Genomic DNA, 18,615 nt, shown 5'->3' with positions numbered 1-18,615 from the left:
CATTTCCCAGAGCGCAGACTCAACAGCAAGCCAGACGGCAGAGGCAGAAAATTCTGCCTCCGGCTAACCGAAACTCAGGCGATCTTCATGTGGCTGACGCCGTTTGGGCGCCACCATAAGTCCTCTGGTGTGGACCGCTGGTCAACCTCGTCTTGCGACTCGATCCAGCCCCAATCCAGCTTGCTTTCTGATGGGCTTTCAAATCTCATGGGACCGCGTTCGTACCATAACCAGTCGATCGATGGCGGTTGCTCGGCCTCCTCAAGGGGCTCTGACGTCGCCCAAGTATCTGGGGGTGTATCGGCGGCAACTTCCTCTACTGCGACAGCCTCTGGCACTACCACTGGTACGTGCTCTAACTCGTGCAGTTCAACCATTTCTGGTTGCGGTTCCAGCACTTCCTCGCCTGAGAGCATCCCAGGATAAAAAATCTCAGCTTCGCCAACGGTACCTTGTGCTGGAAGCACACGTACTTGGACCCCAATGTTGTAGAAGATTCGCATGATGTGTTCATGGCAGGTGAACATAATTACTTGATGCCCCAAGTCGGCGAAGTCGCGCAGCACCTTGGCGGCCGATTCGGCTCGACTGGAATCAAAATTCACCAGTACATCATCCAGCACTAGCGGCAGCACGACGCCACGCCGAGCGTACGCTGCAGCTAGCGACAATCGAAGCGCAATAAACACCGCTTCGCGCGTTCCGCGTGACAGCACTTCCAGCGGCAGCGCCTGACCGGCTCGATTGTCGATGCGAAGCTGATTCTTGCCCAGCGGCGTCCAGATGCGCGTGTACTTGCCCTCAGTCAATTGATTGAGAAATGCCGAGGCTTCGCGGAGCGTCTCGGGTTGGCGCTCGGTTTCATACACCTCGCAGACACGATCCAACATGTGCGTGGTCGTAGCCAACGTTTGCCAATGAGCCGCACAGGCCGACAATTGATTCTCGATGCAGGCCAGTTCCAATCGAGCTTCTGCCAACCGTCCGTCGGCGGCCAACGACTTCATCTCTTGAGCCAACTCGCCCTGCCGTTGGTGCAGTTGCTCGACACGCTGCTTGGCCTGTGTTGTGCGCTGCCCAATTGCCTCGCGTCTTTTCAGCAAATCTTCGTTGCTACCGCTCTCCAGCAGCCGGACCACCGTCTCCATGGGAACCATGCCGGCGATCATTTCTTGAATGCGCTCAGCGAAGCCAGTCTGTTCGCTCTGCAGTCGCAAATACTCTTGTTTGAATTTCAACTGCTGCAGCAGTTGCTCGTCGCTCTCACAACCGTATTCGGCCAGCAACGCACTGTGCCGTCGTTGCAGCTTATCGATCGCCTTTTCGATGGCGGCAGCATCTTTGGCAAATTCCGCATCCTTTTCGCGCAATTGCCGTTTCTGAATGATGTACTGCTGCTGTGAATTCAACAGTTCAGTCAGCTTGGCCAGTTGCTCTAAGGCTTTATTACCAGCTTCAACGCTGGCTTTATAGGCCCCTGGGACATCGCGAGGATCAACGCTAGGCCGTGAGCGGAGCTTGGATGGATTGGGGTCTTGCAGAATGTCACCTTCGTCGTTGCCGATCACCGCGTCGCCCGCTGCATTGACCGCGAATACTTGACGCGTTAACGCGTCAACACGTTGAGTAATCGCACCCAACTCGAACTGCCGCGACTCCAGCTCCTCGGTCAGGCTGCTTAGCCTGCGTCGGCTTTGCAACAAGGAATCATAACCATCGGCCATCAGTCGAATGCTCTTGGGAGACAGGCTCTCGGAAATCCCAAAGTGCTGAAGCGTTCGCTTCCAGGTTGCACGAGCTGACTGAAGCGACTCGGCGGCTTGTGCCGCACGCTTTCGAGCGGCTTGGTAGCGTTGTTCGAGCGCTTCCAGATTCTGCTTGAGCGGCAATAGGCTTTCCAGTGCCTGAATACCTTGTTCCATTTCGCGCAATCGCATTTCGGGATCGCCCGAATGCACTGGCAGCCGACGGTCCAACTCTTCGCGTTCCAACTGCGTTCGCTGAATTTCCTTGCGAATAGCGGCCAGTTGCTCCTCCACTTCGTCCAACTGGTCGTGCCCGCCTTTGCCCATCGTGATATTCATCATGTACACTAAGAACAGGGCACACATACCCATTACAAAGAACAGTAGTCCTTTATTTGGATCGACTGGGGCCGTCGAATTGAACATTCGCACCCAATAGCCCATGCCCCACAGGATCATGAAAGCACCGGCCACGAAGATCACGCCAAGTAGCAGTGCCCGTTCGACGCTAAACGCTTCATCTACTTGCAGGTCTACCGCGTCTTGATCCAATTGATCGCGGCGAGCGACTTGCTTCTTGAGCTGTTCTTCGATGGCAATTCGCTTGCGCAACAATGTCGTCAACTCACTGCCTTGACTGAGTCCGGCATGAATATCGCTCTGACCGCGAGCCTGCAACCCGGCAGTCAATTCTTGACGAAGCTTTTCAATTTCTCGTTTTTCGACGTCGCATTGGTCCTTGGCTTGTTTGAGCCGAGTGGTCCACATACGCACATCGCTGGCCGGCTGGGCCAGTTGATTGACGGCTTGGCGCGACAAATCAGGGACGCTCGTCAGTCGCTTGTCTTCCAGAATTCCTTTTTGATCTTCTTCGCTAAGTCCTAAACGAACCGCATCCTCGATCAACTGGGCACGCGTCTGCTCAATCTGTGATTCCAGACGCTGTTGCGCCTTTTGAATGGAAGCGATCCACGGACTCTGTTCGGCCGCAGCTTCGATCCGGGCAGCCAGTTCCATCAAACCGCGACGCAGCGGCAACCGCTGAGCCTGCTCGCGCAGTTCGCCACGACGTTGATTGACCTTGGACAATTTTGCCTGTTGTTCTTGGCGTTCTAGTTCGAGTTCGGCCAACCGGTCAGCCGATTCATCCGGCAGTTCCAGACGCGCGTTCAGTACGCTCATGCGCTGAGCTATCTCAGCCTTTTTGAGCCATGTCGGTCGAACCTGTAGTGACAAATCGTAGCTCTTGGCCTCCAGCGCCCACTGCTCGATGCGTTGCTTCAGTTCGTCCAACTCTTGGGACTGCGTGGTCCGCAACGACGCCAGTTCGGCCCAGCGTCTGCCGTGATGAACCAACTGCTCTATTTCATCTTTCAGCTTTTCACGTTGGGCCATCAGTCGCTGTAGCTGACTGGGCTCGCCACCGTCGCCGGCGATCTGCTGGCGGGCTCCGCGTAACTGGCGAATCACATCCACCAGCGACACACGATCTAGGCCGCTAGACAACTTGTACAATTCGTCGGCTGCTGCCGTATCGTCCAGCGTACTCAGCTCCTGCAATTCGCGGAGGCCGATGGCAAACACATTGGTGAAGATCGACTCGTCGACCTGTCCCATCAGCATGGCCAAGCGATGCGGCCCTTGTGACAGACCATCGCTCCCGGTGACCGACACAGCCCCCATCGAACCTTGCTGGTCCAACTGCGCTCGGCGGCAGATTTCGTAACCACCGCCGGGACCCGTCACGCGAATAGCCCCACCCGGCTTACCACCAAACACGGGCGGCAAGTATCGCGTGCGCCGATCGGCAGTGAAGCCGTAGAACATGGTCCGCAGGAACTGCATCAGCGTCGTCTTGCCGGCTTCATTTGGGCCGTAGAAGACTGTCATGCTGTCAGGCATCGAATGCACCGACAGTCCCGACCAGACTCCAAATCCATCGACTTGAACATCCTTTATTTTCACTTGGCAGCTCCTCCGAATCGGCGGGTGGGTGCTAACAGATCGACCTGATGGCCACGCAGCAAATCAACTCCCAACAACGTACTCTTTTGTAGCGTCGCCAACTGAATCGAAGCGTTGGCCGGCAACAGCGTCGCCTGCCACAAATGTGTACTGGGAACTTCGAGATCGGCAATTGACTTCAGATTTAGATGCTTGGCGCTCTCTTTGCGATGCTCGGCCGACGTTCTCAAGAAATCACCCAGAATCGTATCCTCTTCCTTCCATTTGGCTGGCAGTTCGCCAGGTGGCAGTATCTCGATGTCGGTTGACCAGCAACACGGCTGACCATGCCCGAACTCGCGCCGCAGCCAACTCAATAGTTCTTCTACCGCTGATGGTCCCACCATCTCCGCGTTCTCTAAATCCAACTTAATGCGCCATTTCACCAGCAAGTGTCGGCCAGCCGCGTCACTTTGCAGCCGCGCTACGCGCTTCGCCAGCGTTTGCCGCAAATCGCGTCCTAAGGCTACGTCATCAGCATCGATGTCTTGCTCCGAGTAGCGAATCAGGTCTACGTCTATGGTATGGATTTGGACATGCCGCTGAGCATCGACATCCACCAGCACAAACCCATGTGCCCCCTCCTCTTGCAAGCAGCGCGCCTGCGGAGATCCGCTGTAGCGAATGGCCGGCTCTTCGGTTTGCACGATGCTGGCTTGATGCTTGCCACCCAACGCCCAGTAATGGACATTTTCAGCAGCTAGCGACTCTGCATCGGCCTTGCCGTAGGCAACGGCGATAACAAATGTTTCATCAGGGTCGTGAGCGTGTTCTGCAGCGCGAACCATTTCATTGCCATCGACGCTACGCCCAATCAGCGTCGCCAAGCAGGTTTGATGGCGACGAAACACGAAGCTTTCGACAGCCTTCTTTGAGAATACATGAACATTGGCAGGCAAAGCCACTGCGGCTGGCCAGCGATCCATGTCGTCAGCGGTTCCTCCCAGCCAGTAGACCTGAATGCCGCGAGCCCGCAGCAGTTCAAATTGGTCCAACAGAAATGCAACGCCTTGTGCCCCGGCGGTCGCTGGATTCAAGATGTCGCCGGACAGGATTACAAAGTCAACGTTCTCGATGATCGCATGTTCAAATACGGCTTCAGCCGCTTTCCATGGGGCTTCGACCAACGTCCGCTTGAGGTGTTCGGGCAGGTCATAGATATCCTGCAGCGGTCGCTCTAAGTGAAAATCGCTAGCGTGAATAAAGCGAAATGATTCCTTGGCCATCTGTAACACCCTCCATGGCTGACAACAGGCTTTAGGGAACAGCGAGTCAGCGTAGCTTTCGCCACCTCAAACGTTCGCGAGGAACCTATACCTAAGCCCTCCGCCCGCTCACGCATCAGGTTACGCCGGCTTGCACCCTAAGATATGAGCCGTCCTGGTGGCGAGTTTAACGCATCACACCATCCTGTGCCAACAGCGTTTATTTGCCAATCCAGCTAAATTTGGCAGCTGACCTATTTCGGAACCGGCAGTTTGCTAGCTTCCGGAGTCACTTCGGCCATGTTCGGTTTGATATCAGCATCGAATTGCCGTGTGACCCACTGCAGCCCGCCAACAACGATCGACTGAAAGATAGCGTTGGTCCAAACGTCTTCACGGTGACCCATCGAAGTATAGAAGACGCGACCTTGGTTATGCCGGCGAACCCATGTAGCCGGGAAGGGTGGTCGATCGTAGTCCAAGTCCTTCATGCCTTTGGTTTCCTGCACCAGCAGCACGTGCATATCCTGAGCAAAATTCTTGAGCGAATACCACTCTTCGTGCATACGGAACTCCATTCCCGCCGGCCCCATGCCCGGGAATTTGGCATCCACCACGCGCTGCGTTGCCTCCTGCTGGCGGCCATGCCGAATGAACTCGCCCCCCAGCATATCAATATAGGGATCGCGCTCACTTTGATTCTCAAAGGCCGGCCCAGCCGAGTGAAAAGTGTCGCTAGCACAATGACTACCGAACATGCCCTTGCCCGCAGCAATCGCGTCCAGCAAGCGCTGCTTGCCCTTTTCCGACATCGGCGGCTGTTTGTCGCCACCGGATTTGGTCAGATCGCCGGTTGTGAAAAAGAAAAAGGCGTCGTATTGGTCCAGGTCGCCATCGAACACGCTGCCATCCTTGGTCTCATGGAATTCAAAACCGGCAGCCCCTGCAAACTCACTCATCACGCGGCCTGCGTGGCTAGGTGCGTCACTGATTCGTCGAATTACGGAGTGTTCAAAGGTCTGGCTACGAGTGAAAAACAGAATCCGCTTCTTAGGGGCCTTATCTTCGGCAAACAATTGAGCCGAGCCTCGCAGCAATGGCATCGCAACTGCCAATTGTGCTGTAGTTTTGAGCAATCGGCGACGGCTGAGTCTGGAAGAGCATGTTGGTTGCATGTGTTTACGTCTTTATCAAATAGTGTAGATCAATAGTTAATCGTGTACGGATTCCGACTTGTAGGGTGGGTGTGTAGGGTGGGACAAGCAGGCAGACTCACCTGGTAGCGTATTTCTACAGCTAAGCCCAATGCGACAACTGGACATATCAAGCGAGTGGTCGGCTTGCGCCGGCCCCGCCCACCAACATCGCCGCCCACTAACTTCACCGGCCGACCGTCATCGCCATTAGGCATGCAGCAATCGAACATCTACCGTAGCCAGCGTCTGGCGACGGTCGCAACGTTTTTTGCGGCTTGCCATCATGCCGTCAGCGGCAAGGCGCGTTGGGCCAGTCGCTGATAAGCTTGAGCAACATCCTGATGGTTGATTTTACTCGAACCCACCAGCAATTGCATCCGGGCGCGGCGGATTACGCCTTTCTCCAAGAACGCCCCAAACAGATTTCCTCGCTGACTCGATTCCTGAGGGCTGCTGACCCAGTGAACTTGCACTTGATCTCTGGGCTCGATCATCCACAACCAGGTCGCCTGTGAGTCTGTGCTGGACAGTACCGCCGTCGAATTAGAATCCAACTGCTCATCGTCGCCAGACTGAGCGGCAAGTTCGCCGTGTGTCCAGCGCTTCCACCCCGCCGACGACTGGCTCACGATTTCGACGCTCGGCGATGAATCCAACAATTGCGTCTGGATGCTGATCCACACTTCAACCGCAGCATACAGCGGTTGAGCGACCGGCAGCAACCGCCAGTCAACTTGAAATCCGTAGCCGTCTTGATCCGCCTGACGAAATCGAGCGATCAGGTCACAGTCGCGCTCATACAGTTCATCCACGGTCAATGAATGTTTCGGTAGCGGTCGAATCGCCAGCGCCTGCCAGCTTGATCCATTCTGGCCGGCGATCACCAACGGCACGTCAGGCCGGGCTGGATTCACCTGGATCGACCAATCACCGCACCGGGCCCCCACCGAGCCTCCAGACCACTTCCAATCAGCTTGCATCGAGTACTACCTCTACGTTGTCAACGCCAAACTCTGCTACAAACAGAATTATGCGCGACGTGATTCTTTCTGCGAAGGCCGTGGAAACTGTGTCGCTGCTGGATCTTCTGTAGAGCCGATCATGTCCACTAAAAAAACAGGTCGAGTCGAACTGGTCAGTCAGCGCTTCGAGAGCTTGTCCAATTCGAGAAACACCCAGAACCACAATCACAAATTGACTGGTCTGATCGTGGTCGGCAATTGAGCGATTATCTTGGGTGCCAAAGATCCAACAGGCATGGAGCGCTGGTTTCGGTTCTTAGCTGGGTATCAGTGAGTGTCCAGCCATGAATGGCACTGTTTCGCTAAGGTGTGGGCAGATTTCGTCTGGCACCGCCAAAGGCGACGATTGCCTGGCAAAGCCCAACTGCTCGAGGAAGTTTCAAGATAGTTCAATGGTCTGATGGCTAGCGAGGCTTAGGACGGCGGGCCAATCGAGCCAAAAAGTGCTGTATCCACTGTGGACCTGGTCGTGGGGTCGGTTCAGGTGTATCTTCGGTCCATTCCAGTGATAAGACCAGCGGCAACCAGCCTGCGCCCAAGGGCAGCGCATCCCAATCCATGGCACGCAGAACCCAGGAAGTGCTGACCGAAATCGGAACGCACCGGACATTGCTGGAACTTGGACGCGAACACTCCACTGCTGGCGACGTAACCAGATACTCCCGACAGGCCAGAGGTCGATCCTGATGGATCGAACATGATTCATCCTCCAGAAAGGGGCATGCAATACCCAACTGGAAATAATCGGAAGCCACTTGAGCTTCATCAATTTCCGACTTTGCGTCTCGTAGCGACTCCAACAAATTGGCTTCATCCAGGCGTTGGACAGCTTGTCGAAAGCGTTGACGAATGGTCTCACGCCGTTGTTCGGGAAGCGATTCCACTAACTGATGAACTGCATGGGCTTCGGATGGTGAGATCGGTACGATTTGACGACAACAGGCACCGCAGCCCGCCTTGCATGAAACCTGCTCATTAGCCTGAGCTGCTTTGGTAACTGCTGCAGCTACAATCTGATTGGCAAAGCCCTGTAGGATTGGCAGTATGCAGCTGAGTTTCACCGGTTCTGTTGGGACCGTAATCGACAACTGAAGCTGCTTGCCTTCAATGGCAACCGGAATTCTGGCCGTTGCGGAAGGTGCGCCATCGGCCTTTAGTTCGACAATTGGCGATTGGCCGTGCCCGGAAGGCTCAGTCATTTATCACTCCGCTGCTCGATTACAATTGGCAACTCCATCGCCATGCAGCCAAAGCCAACATCCAAGATTAGATGCTCTTAGGTACTGGTTTGGCGTTGGGCACAATTTCGACGTGCCAGCAGTTATTCGACTTGTTGGTTTCGTCGATGAACTCCTTGATGTAGCCATCGGATTTCGCCTTCGCGAAAGCCGCAGTGATCTTGGCTTTATTGAAAGTGGTGCCAGCGGCTGCTTGCGTCGAGTTGACTCCGATGTCAATGATGTTCTTTTGCTTGTAGGCTTCTGGGGTAGTCACATGCAGTGAGACCCGCTTGCCAGACTTCAGCAGCTCTTTCACTTTATCGACCATCAATTTCTTAACATCCGCCTCGGGTTTGGTCTTGTTGTTCTCGTAAACTTTGAGGACGGCGTCTCCATTGGCTCCATACAAAGCGTACTGGCCAGCCAAGTTGATTTTGGCATTCCTGTACATGATATCCACCTGCTCCTCCGGAGTGCGTATCGTGCTGGTTATCACGGCTTTTGAGCAGCCTGCGTTAATCATGACTAGGCGGATTACGTCAAAACAGTACGGATCGACGATTCGCTCGCCGCTTGGCAGAGAATCCTTGTATACCACGGCAGCCGAGCCGCTCACATTGCTTGTTGCGGGCGCGGGACCGTTGGCTGACAGCCAACGCCATGTTGTACCCCCTGGATCAACTCGGCCATCTGGAGCCGACATTTTTACAATTCGCTTCTGGAATTCCACGATCGCAGCAATAGTATTCGGCCCAACGCGACCGTCGACTGTCAATGGACGCAAAGGCGTCAGCTTGCCGATATGTTGATTCAGCAATTCCTGAATCACCTTGGCATCTTGTAGATTATTGACGCCGCCATGGCCTACCGCTGAAGTGATCGTACGATTCATTGGAAATCCTCCCTCAACACACGGTAACGGACGTTCGTTCGGATACTGTTGTTATCGCGGCTGTTGTCGCGGTGTTGTTAAATTTTGCTCCAGAATCGCAAAAGTGGTCCCAACTCGAGAGATCAAGCATTCTTCCGCTGTTTCCGGCACCGCAGCAACGAGACTTCGTCACGCCTCAAGACGCCTGCTTGGGACCGCTTGTCACTCTTTCACCCTCAACTAGGCACTCTCAGAGTCAATTTTTGACGACAGTGGATGGCAGTTAGTTGTACGCCCACGGATATTGTTGGCAAGAAGGCATCAACTTCGGTTTTTCTAAGTCATGACCGGAAACTGCGGATGTTCAGTTTTGTCAGTACCTTCGCACCAAGCAAATACGCCAAATATGCTGGAATCGCCGACGCGAATACAAATACAATCAACCCAACAAATCCGAACATGCCACCCAATTGATTGGCCAACCATCCGATACCTGGCAAAATTGCCAAGAGGATCGATAGGCCGAAAAAAGATACTGTCAGTCCAAATACTGCCGAAAATAGGACCAGCAGTAAGCCCGGAAACGAAAGAGAATTCACATCAAGGTCAGCGAACTGAGACAAGCTAGGCTTTTCTCGGTGGACGCACAGAGCTGTTTCGGCGGCCTCCGGCTCTCCCGTAGCCTTCTCTCGATTTGCACTCGCGTCCTGTGGCCCATCCATTCTCAACGCCAGCGCGAACAGTGTTAATCCGCCGAGCACCATAACGGCCGAAGCGGCTGCATAGAACATCGCGGACGGCCAGCTCGCAGCGATTTGCTCTGTGAACAACTTTATCGGATAGGCACTGGCCATTAGTACCAGTGTGGCGATTACAAACACTGAAAATGCAAACAGCCGGCGCACTACAGTTACTCTCCTTGCTTCACGGTTGCGGCCCCCGCCGCAGGCGCAGCTTACAGAAACCTGTGAGCTGCACAGCAAATCCTGGCGACGTTCCGCAATCAAGCAGACATCTTCCGATGGCAGTTTAACATGCCTTCAGATCGCTGTCATGACAGACCAGAGAGACTCACCCTGTTGTTGCGATTGTTCGTCTGTCCATTTTGCGTTTCTTGCAACAGCAATCGAGTGCGAAAGCCAATGTGGGAGATCACTTCAGAATTTGGTCGTGGCTCAGTCCAGATTTCGAATAACAGCCGCAACTGATGCGAGCCTGTACCGATGGGAGCATGACTGGGTAGCTGCACGTACATGATACATTAAGAGCAGCTTGGCCCTGCGCCAGCCCAACCCTGATCTGAACTACTCGCGTTCGAAATCGCTGCCTGGGCAAGAGCCCGACCCGTGGTGCTGCCTGAGGGCCGGAGGCGGGGCAGTGTAACCCGAGCTAGCATCGACGGTAGCCGACAACATTTGGCATGATTCAGGCACGAAGTTTGATTTGACTAGGCTTGTGGCCAGAGCATTGATGAATTCTTGCTACTCGAAGTTCCGGCGAATGTAGGCACGCGGAAGTACGGTTATAATCCTGGCCTCCGATTCTGAGACACAGGTGATCGGATAATTTCTCCACCAGTGGACGCTCCCAGGTACAGGATTCGACTTTTATGACTGTGGTTACTTTCTTGCTGTTTACTGGGTTGGTCGGGTTGTTGACGTGGTGGATCGTACGGGGCTCGAGTCTCGAGACGGATGTGGATTACTTTCTGGCCGGACGTAGCTTAACCGGAAAATACATTGCCGGGTCACTTTTGCTGACCAACCTGTCGACCGAACAGTTGATTGGACTGAACGCTGGAGCCTTTAAGGAGGGTCTGTCGGTCATGGCCTGGGAGGTGGTAGCCGGCTGCTCGCTGGTCGTGCTGGCTCTGGTTTTCCTGCCGCGCTACCTCAAGTCTGGTATCGCGACAATTCCCCAGTTCCTGGAGCAGCGTTACGGCACGGCGGTGCGGACATTGGCCAGCTTGATTTTTATCGTGGCTTACATGCTGATCCTTTTGCCGTTCGTGCTGTACTTGGGCGCGCGAGGTCTGACCGACATTCTAGATTTGAGCAACATACTGCCCGGCAGTGATTTGCAGATTATTTGGCAGGTGATTGCGTTTATTGCCATCGTCGGCGGAGCGTACGCGATCTTTGGCGGGCTGAAGGCGGTGGCGGTCTCGGATACGTTTAACGGAGCAGGGCTACTGATTGGCGGTTTGCTGATTACCTACTACGCGTTGGGGACCATTACCGAACCTGGTGAATCATGGCTTGACGCACTACAGAAAATCAAAGCACACGATCCCGATGCCTTTCAGTCGCTAGGTAGTCTGGATGAAGACGTTTCCTGGCCCACCCTGATGACCGGAGTCTTGCTACTGAATTTCTTCTATTGGTGCTCGAACCAACAGATCATCCAGCGCTCATTGGCTGCCAAAAACCTGGCGGAAGGGCAGAAGGGCGTTCTGATCGCAGCTTTCTTCAAGATATTGGCCCCCATCATTCTGATCCTGCCCGGCATCATCGCAGCCTATTTGGTGGCGACCCACCCCGAGTTCGCGCAGCGAGTCGGCGGCGATGCTAATCAGGCTTATGGTGCGCTGGTGGGTCATGTACTGCCGGCGCCGCTGGTGGGCTTTTTTGCTGCCGTCGTCGTTGGCACGATCCTGTCCACGTTTAATTCGGTACTGCACTCCTCGGCAACATTGTTTTCGCTGGATGTGCATCAGAAATTCCTGAATCCGCAAGCCACCAAACACCAATTGGTGCGCTCGGGGCAGATATGCAGCCTGATCGTAGGCATCTTTGCAGTGCTCGCAGCCCCCAACTTTTTTCATGGCCGTGAACAGGTATTCGGCTTTTTTCAGAAGCTTAACGGCGTGTACTTCATTCCACTGTTGGCCATCATGTTGGTGGGGCTATTCAATCGCACCGTTGATGGACGTTCGGCTCTAATTGCATTATTGTCCGGTTTGACGCTAATGGTGCTGGGTACATTTTTCCCGGGAGAATGGCTGAAACAATGGTTTGCATCTGGCTACCATTACATGGGCTGTGTATTCGCGGTGCTGATCTTCCTGCAGCTGGCGCTTGGCAAGCTTGGCTGTCGGCTACCCGCGCCCTACATACAGCGCGATGTACAAGCCGTCGATCTAACGCCCTGGAAGATGGCCCGCCCAGTCGGTGCCATTTTGATCCTGACGGTTATAGGGATCTATGCGGCGCTGGCGATTTGGTAAGTCGCCCATCTGGCTGGGACGAGCTGCAGAAAAATAACTACTGCCGCCAGACGGTGGCGACGGTGATTTGCAACTGCCGCTCGGCTAGACATCTGTGCGGCGCGATGGACGATGCGCCGGCTGGATGGTAGCACGCTGACTGCGGCGGAAGAAGTGTGGCCCGGACAGCGGCGCGGGCTGGCTGGAAATTTCACCCAAGTACTGCTTGCGCACCTCGGGATGATTCATGACGGAATCCGGCGAGCCCTCATGCAATACACTACCTTTGCTAATGACGTAGCAGCGATCAACGGTCTCCAGAATTTCACGAGCAGCATGGTCGGTAATCAAAATGGCGATGCCGCGCTCGCGTAGCTTAACAATAATCTGCTGAATGTTCTGAACTGTAACCGGGTCGATACCGGCAAACGGTTCGTCCAGCATGATGATCTTGGGATCGGAAACTAGGCAGCGAGCAATCTCCAGTCGCCGGCGCTCACCACCGGACAGCCGGCCAGCCTTGGAGCGGCGGATATGTGTGATCTCGAAGTCTTCCAGCAGCTTGTGAGTGCGTTGCTTGCGCTCGCGATACGGAACGCCCAGTAGCTCGTAGAGGCTGGAGATGTTTTGCTCGACAGTCAACTTGCGAAACACGCTGGACTCCTGAGCCAAATAGCCCATACCACCCTCACCTGCGCGGCGGAATAATGGCCAGTCAGTGACTTCAAGGTCGTTGAGCCGAACGCGTCCGCGATCGGGTTTTACAAGTCCGCAAGTCATTTTGAAGCTCGTCGACTTGCCGGCACCGTTGGGGCCTAACAGGCCAACGATTTCAGCCTCGCCTACCGACATACTTACGCCCGCTACCACCTGACGGCGGCCATAGGATTTTTCGAGTCCTTCGACCTCCAGTACCACATTCATCGCCGATGTCATCCTTGAAGCTATTTCCGTCCCAAAATCGAACTCGATTGAAACGCATGGTGGCCGGGTAACCGCTCACGACTGTGGTGGGCCGGCGCGAGGTCGAGACAATTCCTAATTCACGAACTCTGTCACGAGAAACTTACCTTGGTATAGATACGCACGTTAAACAGGCCCCGCTTGTCCCACCCTGTAAAACCCGGCAGCGGCTATATTGCCGGAGCAGGGATCATTGCAAAAACGAGCTAGCGGATCAAACCCATCCGGCCAAAGTCGGGCAAGAAAGGAATTGGGCGATTCCAATAATGCGGCCAAAATACTAGCAAAGCCTTGCCGAGCAGATACTTTTCGTCCACGAATTTACGTTCCCACATGCGCGCGTCAGAGCTTTGAGCGCTATTGTCGCCTAATGGAAAATACTGGCCTTCACCGAGGGTATACTCGTTCTTATTGCGCAGACTAAAAAGGGCAGTGGTTTGCCAAAGCTTAGGTTTTGCGTAAACGGCCGCAATGATCTCGTCGTCGTCCATGCCACTGGTACCATTGCCCAATACATCTGGGGCGCGCAATCGGGAGCGGGCTTGACCAAAGTCAGTCGAATCATAATTGCGATAACCGTGCCGCTGGACAGCGGTGTAGTATAAGTCGCGGAAGACTTGCGCCCGATGCACGGTCATATCAATGTCCTTCCCGCCAATGGCAATCGGTGCTGCGTCCAATGGCCGCGATTCCAGCCAAAACGGGCGCCGCTGCTTGTCGTCTCTGAGACTCCAGGAGTCGAATTCTGCCGGGCGATTGAACTTGACCAATCGCCCATTGACCCACAGAAGAATTTGATCGTCGACGTTGGCCAAGGCAACTTGGTAGCGTCCCGGACCGCGAATTTTACAAGCGGCCACCAATTCGCTTTCGCCGCTAAAAAACCCGTCCAGGTTGCTGCGTTCCAACTGACTTGCATCCCAGGCCGTCAACTGAACATCCCCAGTGGTGATATCGATGGCCACCTGGAATTCAAGCCCGAACTCGACAACTTGCAAACACAACTGGCCGCTAGACGATTCGACTTCGACATCGAATTCGCCTATCAAATCTCCGACCCAGTGAACGCCATTTTCCGACTGCGGTTGTTGGACAAGATCATCGACTTTGATCTCCCGGATATCTTGCTGCCTCAAGGATTTAGCGTAGTAGCTGTTATAGGCCAGAAAGTCAGTAATCAATTGTGATTGCGTGGGCGACACCTCTGGCAACTGTTGGCCTTGCTCGACAGCCAACCATTGTCGAGGAGTCAAATCTTTGTGATAGTAGCGGAGCCAACTCGTCTGTGGGTCAGCTGACAAATTGGCTGACCAAGCTTCCGGCGAGTGATTTACCTGCCAAGGCGTTTGTTTTCCGCCTTCAGACCAAGGTTGCCACAAACTTGGGAACCCTCGTTTTACCAATTCGGCAGCTTGATGGCTCGTATCCGCCACTGGTTGACGCACGGCCAAGACCTTGTGGGCCGGCTTGCGAGCGATTACCCAAGGAGCATTTGATTGGGTCCGCGTATAGATATCCCCCTCTTGAATCAGAATCTGCTCGCCGGGCAATCCCACCAGTCGCTTGATATAATTCATGCGCGCCTCTTCAGGGAATTTGAAAACCAATACATCCCAGCGTTGAGGCTTGCTGAGAACGTAATCAAATTTACTGACTAGTATGCGGTCGCCACTGAATGTGGCTTGATTGGCGTCGTTAAAGTCGATTGGATTCACCGCTCGGCAGATCGACGAATGACTTCCAATCACATAGTTACCGGTGCGAGCCCCCGATTGGCTGTCAAATTCAAGGCTAGCACCCACTTGATACCGCGAGCCACATTGGTTGCAGTATAAATCCTTGTGGGCCCCCATCAGTGTTGGTGCCATCGATCCGGTGGGAATGACGAAGGCTTCAGCTACAAATGCGCGGAACAGGAAAGCTAATATAAAGGCCACCACAATCGACTCGACGGTCTCGCGCAGGTGATGATTGGGCTGAATCGTTCCCTTGGGGATGGTCGCCGCCGCCATTGAGTCTTCATCCTATACTTGTAATTATTCTGTAATTATTCGCAGGCTTCGTAGGCCCACCATGGACTTGGAAGCCATCGAGGGTGACCGGATACAGTCTTCTCGACCAAGTCCGGCACGAACTATAACAGTAAATTAGCCAATCTAAAACGCCAATGGGAAGGTGATGTCCTGGCAGTGCTTGCGCTGCATGGCAAACCGCTGGCTTTCGAAAACCGTCGCGGGGCTTCATCACTCGTTGCATTAGCCGAGAAGGAATTTGATCCCTTTGAAACCGACATCTATTCCTCCCTCTGTCGACGGTAGCTACCTTAGCGACCCAGTGGCATTCGCCGGGCAGGCTCAATTCTTGATGCCGGACGACTGAACCTGAGCCTCAAATGCTGGTCTTTTCTGTCGAAACCTGGATTTTCGGCTCTGCGCGGTAGGAATTGGGCCAGTAGAAGTGTTTCAATTCGGCTGAGAAGTTATAATTTCGAGTTTAGGGCCTAAGTTCACCATATCTTGTCAAGCAGCGCATGTCCGCCGACCCCAATCAACATTCACCGGCCAATCCTTCGAATCAGGTTTCCGAGCCCCCTTGCTTGGTTCCTCAGGCGCAGCTTGACGAGTCGCTCAATATGGCTCGGGCGGCAGTAGAGGCTGCGGCGGAAAACCGAGGTCAGGACATTTTGCTGCTGGAGTTGACACGGCAGACGTCGCTGTTCGATTATTTCGTAATCGCCACCGGCGCAAGCAAGCGGCAGCTTGTAGCCATCAGTCACGAAATCGATCGACGTATGAAGACTCAGTTCGACCAGCGGAAGTTGAGTGTTTCCGGCGTCGAGCAGGGGCGCTGGATCGTCTTGGACTATGGCAGTATCGTCGTCCACCTGTTTGATCAGGAAACCCGCGAGTTCTACGACTTGGAGTCGCTGTGGGGAGACGCTCGACAAATCGACATTTCTGCAATTGTCGCCCAAGCATCAGCCCAAATCGCTCGACTTCAGTAACTCGCTCGAACTCATTCACTCGACTGACTCAAGCCACACGAGTTCACCAGCCCCCAGAGAAAAGAGACTTGCACGATGCAAATCCTGTCTTTGATACGCCAGCGTTTCGCCGAGGCCTTGGACGGTTGGGTTGCCAACCCGCAAGAACATCTGCAGCGCATCACGCTGGCTCGAGACCCGCAACACGGGGACTACCAGGCCAACGTGGCCATGCCGCTCAAGCAGGAGCTGGGCAAGCCACCTCAGCAGATCGCTGCTGAACTTGTCAGCCGATTGCGGCTGGACGACTTGTGCCATCCGCCTGAAGTCGCTGGCCCAGGCTTCATCAACTTACGCCTGCGCAGCGATTTTTTGAATCGCCAATTGGAGTTAATGGCCAGCGACTCACGGTTGGGAATAACGCCCTGCGCGGTTCCTCGCACCTATGTCATTGATTATTCAGCCCCAAATGTTGCCAAGCCCATGCATGTGGGCCACATTCGCACCACGGTGATTGGCGACGCACTAGCCAAGATTCTGCGATTCCTTGGACATCGCGTGATCACCGACAATCATCTGGGAGATTGGGGAACGCAGTTTGGGATGATTATCTACGGCTACAAACATTTTGTTGATGCGGAGGCCTATGAGCGCGATGCTGTAGCAGAACTCGGCCGTCTGTACCGACTCGTCCAGCAAATCATTGGCTATCAAGAGACGCTATGCAAACTGCCGCCAGCGGAAAAGAAGCTGGCGGACGCTCAACGCAAACTCGCCTCCGCAAAGGCGGTATCCGGCGTGCCTGAGCCACAGCAAAAAAAGGATATCGCGGCGGCTCAAAAGGCGGTGCGGGCCGCGCAGGAGCAACTTGAAGAACTCCAGGGCAAGGTTCAATTCGTTCAAGATTCCCCGGCGCTACTTGCGGTGTCCGCTGCGCATCCGAATTTGGAAAAGCGGTGTCAACTGGAAACGGTGCGACTACACGAAGGTGACGAGCAAAACCTAGCTTTGTGGAATCAATTCCTGCCCATCTCACTTCGCGAAATCGAGACCGTCTATCACCGGTTGGGAATTGAGTTCGACTACACGTTGGGCGAGAGCTTCTATCATCCGCTGCTTGGTGACTTAGTTGAACAATTCTTGAGTCGTGGTTTGGCGACGATCAGCGAAGGGGCTACCTGCGTCTTTTTAGACGGCTTTGACGCGCCAATGATTATTCGTAAAAGCGATGGGGCCTATCTGTATGCAACCACCGATCTGGCTACTATCCAGTATCGCATGCAGCAGTTTCGCCCTGATGTGATTCTGTACGTCGTCGATATGCGTCAAAGCGAGCACTTTGCCAAGCTGTTCGCGGCAGCCCGCAAAATGGGCTACAACAAAGTTCAATTGCAGCACGTCAGTTTTGGTACCGTGCTGGGGCCGGACGGCAAGCCGTTTAAGACTCGCAGCGGCAGTGTGGTGGGGCTGGAACACCTGCTGGATGAAGCCGTCGAGCGTGCGTTTCAAGCGGTGTGCACGCCGGAACGTCTGCAGAAAGCTGGCCTCGATATGCCGCTGGACGAGCAACGGCATATTGCCAATGTAGTTGGACTGGGCGCGATCAAATATGCCGACCTGAGTCACAATCGTACCAGCGATTATGAGTTCAACACAGAGAAAATGGTCGCGCTGGATGGCAATACAGCTACCTACGTCCAGTACATGTACGCGCGCACCCAATCCATCCTACGGCGTGCCGAGGCTCAGGGGTACTCGCTGATGGCCGTGCCTGACTCGATCGTTGTTCAACACCCGGCCGAGCGAACCTTGGCCCTGCAGTTGCTACAATTAGAAGACGTGCTGCATCAGGTAGTGGCCGAATACTATCCGCACCTGTTAACAGGATACCTGTACGAACTCGCCAAGCAGTTTGCCTCCTTCTTTGAACAGTGCCCAGTACTTACGGCCGACGACCATGCTCAGCGCCAAAGTCGTTTGAGAATTTGCCAAGTAACCGGCCGTGTCTTGGAGCATGGCTTGGGGCTGTTGGGAATCGGCGTCGTGCCCAGAATGTAGTCGCGGCAGCTTTGCTTGTCTGCGGTATGTCCTCGCTATTGGCAATCAATCGCTGCTGTGGGCAAAAGTGTGGCGCTATTCCCAATTCTGGCAGATGCTCCGAACGACATCGCGGCCTTGACGAACACGGACCAAATCCTATA

At 54.4% G+C, this 18,615-nt stretch carries 12 protein-coding genes; 3 read left to right on the top strand and 9 right to left on the bottom strand.

The window, feature by feature from the left end; all coding sequences use genetic code 11:
* Positions 1–74: 74 nt before the first annotated feature.
* The 7 genes from KF752_07630 to KF752_07600 all read right to left on the bottom strand — a co-directional run bounded on the left by KF752_07630 (position 75) and on the right by KF752_07600 (position 10,168).
* The gene (locus KF752_07630) at positions 75–3,710 is read right to left on the bottom strand and encodes an AAA family ATPase (GenBank protein MBX3421412.1); all 3,636 of its coding nucleotides are present in this window, start codon (positions 3,708–3,710) and stop codon (positions 75–77) included.
* A complete protein-coding gene (locus tag KF752_07625; protein MBX3421411.1) occupies positions 3,707–4,975 on the bottom strand; it encodes a DNA repair exonuclease in 1,269 nt (422 codons plus the stop codon). Before KF752_07625 ends, KF752_07630 begins: the two co-directional genes overlap by 4 nt.
* Positions 4,976–5,208: 233 nt before the next feature.
* A complete protein-coding gene (locus KF752_07620) occupies positions 5,209–6,057 on the bottom strand; it encodes a ThuA domain-containing protein (protein ID MBX3421410.1) in 849 nt (282 codons plus the stop codon).
* A gap of 374 nt (positions 6,058–6,431) precedes the next feature.
* Positions 6,432–7,130, bottom strand: coding sequence for a hypothetical protein (locus tag KF752_07615; protein ID MBX3421409.1), 699 nt, complete (start codon positions 7,128–7,130; stop codon positions 6,432–6,434).
* Between the two features lie 446 nt (positions 7,131–7,576).
* The gene (locus tag KF752_07610; protein MBX3421408.1) at positions 7,577–8,371 is read right to left on the bottom strand and encodes a YkgJ family cysteine cluster protein; all 795 of its coding nucleotides are present in this window, start codon (positions 8,369–8,371) and stop codon (positions 7,577–7,579) included.
* 67 nt (positions 8,372–8,438) lie between these two features.
* Positions 8,439–9,284: a hypothetical protein gene (locus tag KF752_07605; GenBank protein ID MBX3421407.1), complete on the bottom strand. Its 846-nt coding sequence runs from the start codon at positions 9,282–9,284 to the stop codon at positions 8,439–8,441.
* Positions 9,285–9,604: 320 nt separating this feature from the next.
* Entirely contained in the window at positions 9,605–10,168 is a 564-nt protein-coding gene (locus KF752_07600; protein ID MBX3421406.1) for a hypothetical protein, read from the bottom strand.
* A gap of 704 nt (positions 10,169–10,872) precedes the next feature.
* On the opposite strand from KF752_07600, the gene KF752_07595 reads away from it, so the two are divergent.
* Entirely contained in the window at positions 10,873–12,489 is a 1,617-nt protein-coding gene (locus KF752_07595; GenBank protein ID MBX3421405.1) for a solute:sodium symporter family transporter, read from the top strand.
* A gap of 84 nt (positions 12,490–12,573) precedes the next feature.
* Here KF752_07595 and lptB read toward each other — a convergent pair whose 3' ends face one another.
* Together lptB and lepB are read right to left on the bottom strand one after the other, a co-directional pair.
* Positions 12,574–13,404, bottom strand: coding sequence for an LPS export ABC transporter ATP-binding protein (gene lptB / locus KF752_07590; protein MBX3421404.1), 831 nt, complete (start codon positions 13,402–13,404; stop codon positions 12,574–12,576).
* Between the two features lie 233 nt (positions 13,405–13,637).
* Positions 13,638–15,443: a signal peptidase I gene (gene lepB / locus KF752_07585; protein MBX3421403.1), complete on the bottom strand. Its 1,806-nt coding sequence runs from the start codon at positions 15,441–15,443 to the stop codon at positions 13,638–13,640.
* A gap of 518 nt (positions 15,444–15,961) precedes the next feature.
* On the opposite strand from lepB, the gene rsfS reads away from it, so the two are divergent.
* Entirely contained in the window at positions 15,962–16,435 is a 474-nt protein-coding gene (rsfS, locus tag KF752_07580) for a ribosome silencing factor (GenBank protein ID MBX3421402.1), read from the top strand.
* Between the two features lie 75 nt (positions 16,436–16,510).
* On the top strand, positions 16,511–18,472 hold the full coding sequence (gene argS / locus KF752_07575; protein ID MBX3421401.1) for an arginine--tRNA ligase: 1,962 nt from the start codon (positions 16,511–16,513) through the stop codon (positions 18,470–18,472).
* The last annotated feature ends 143 nt before the right edge of the window (positions 18,473–18,615 follow it).

This window comes from Pirellulaceae bacterium (assembly GCA_019636385.1).
Classification (GTDB): Bacteria; Planctomycetota; Planctomycetia; order Pirellulales; family Pirellulaceae; genus Aureliella.
Note: the sequence above shows the minus strand (reverse complement) of the source record. Positions and strands in the feature narration are given on the sequence as shown.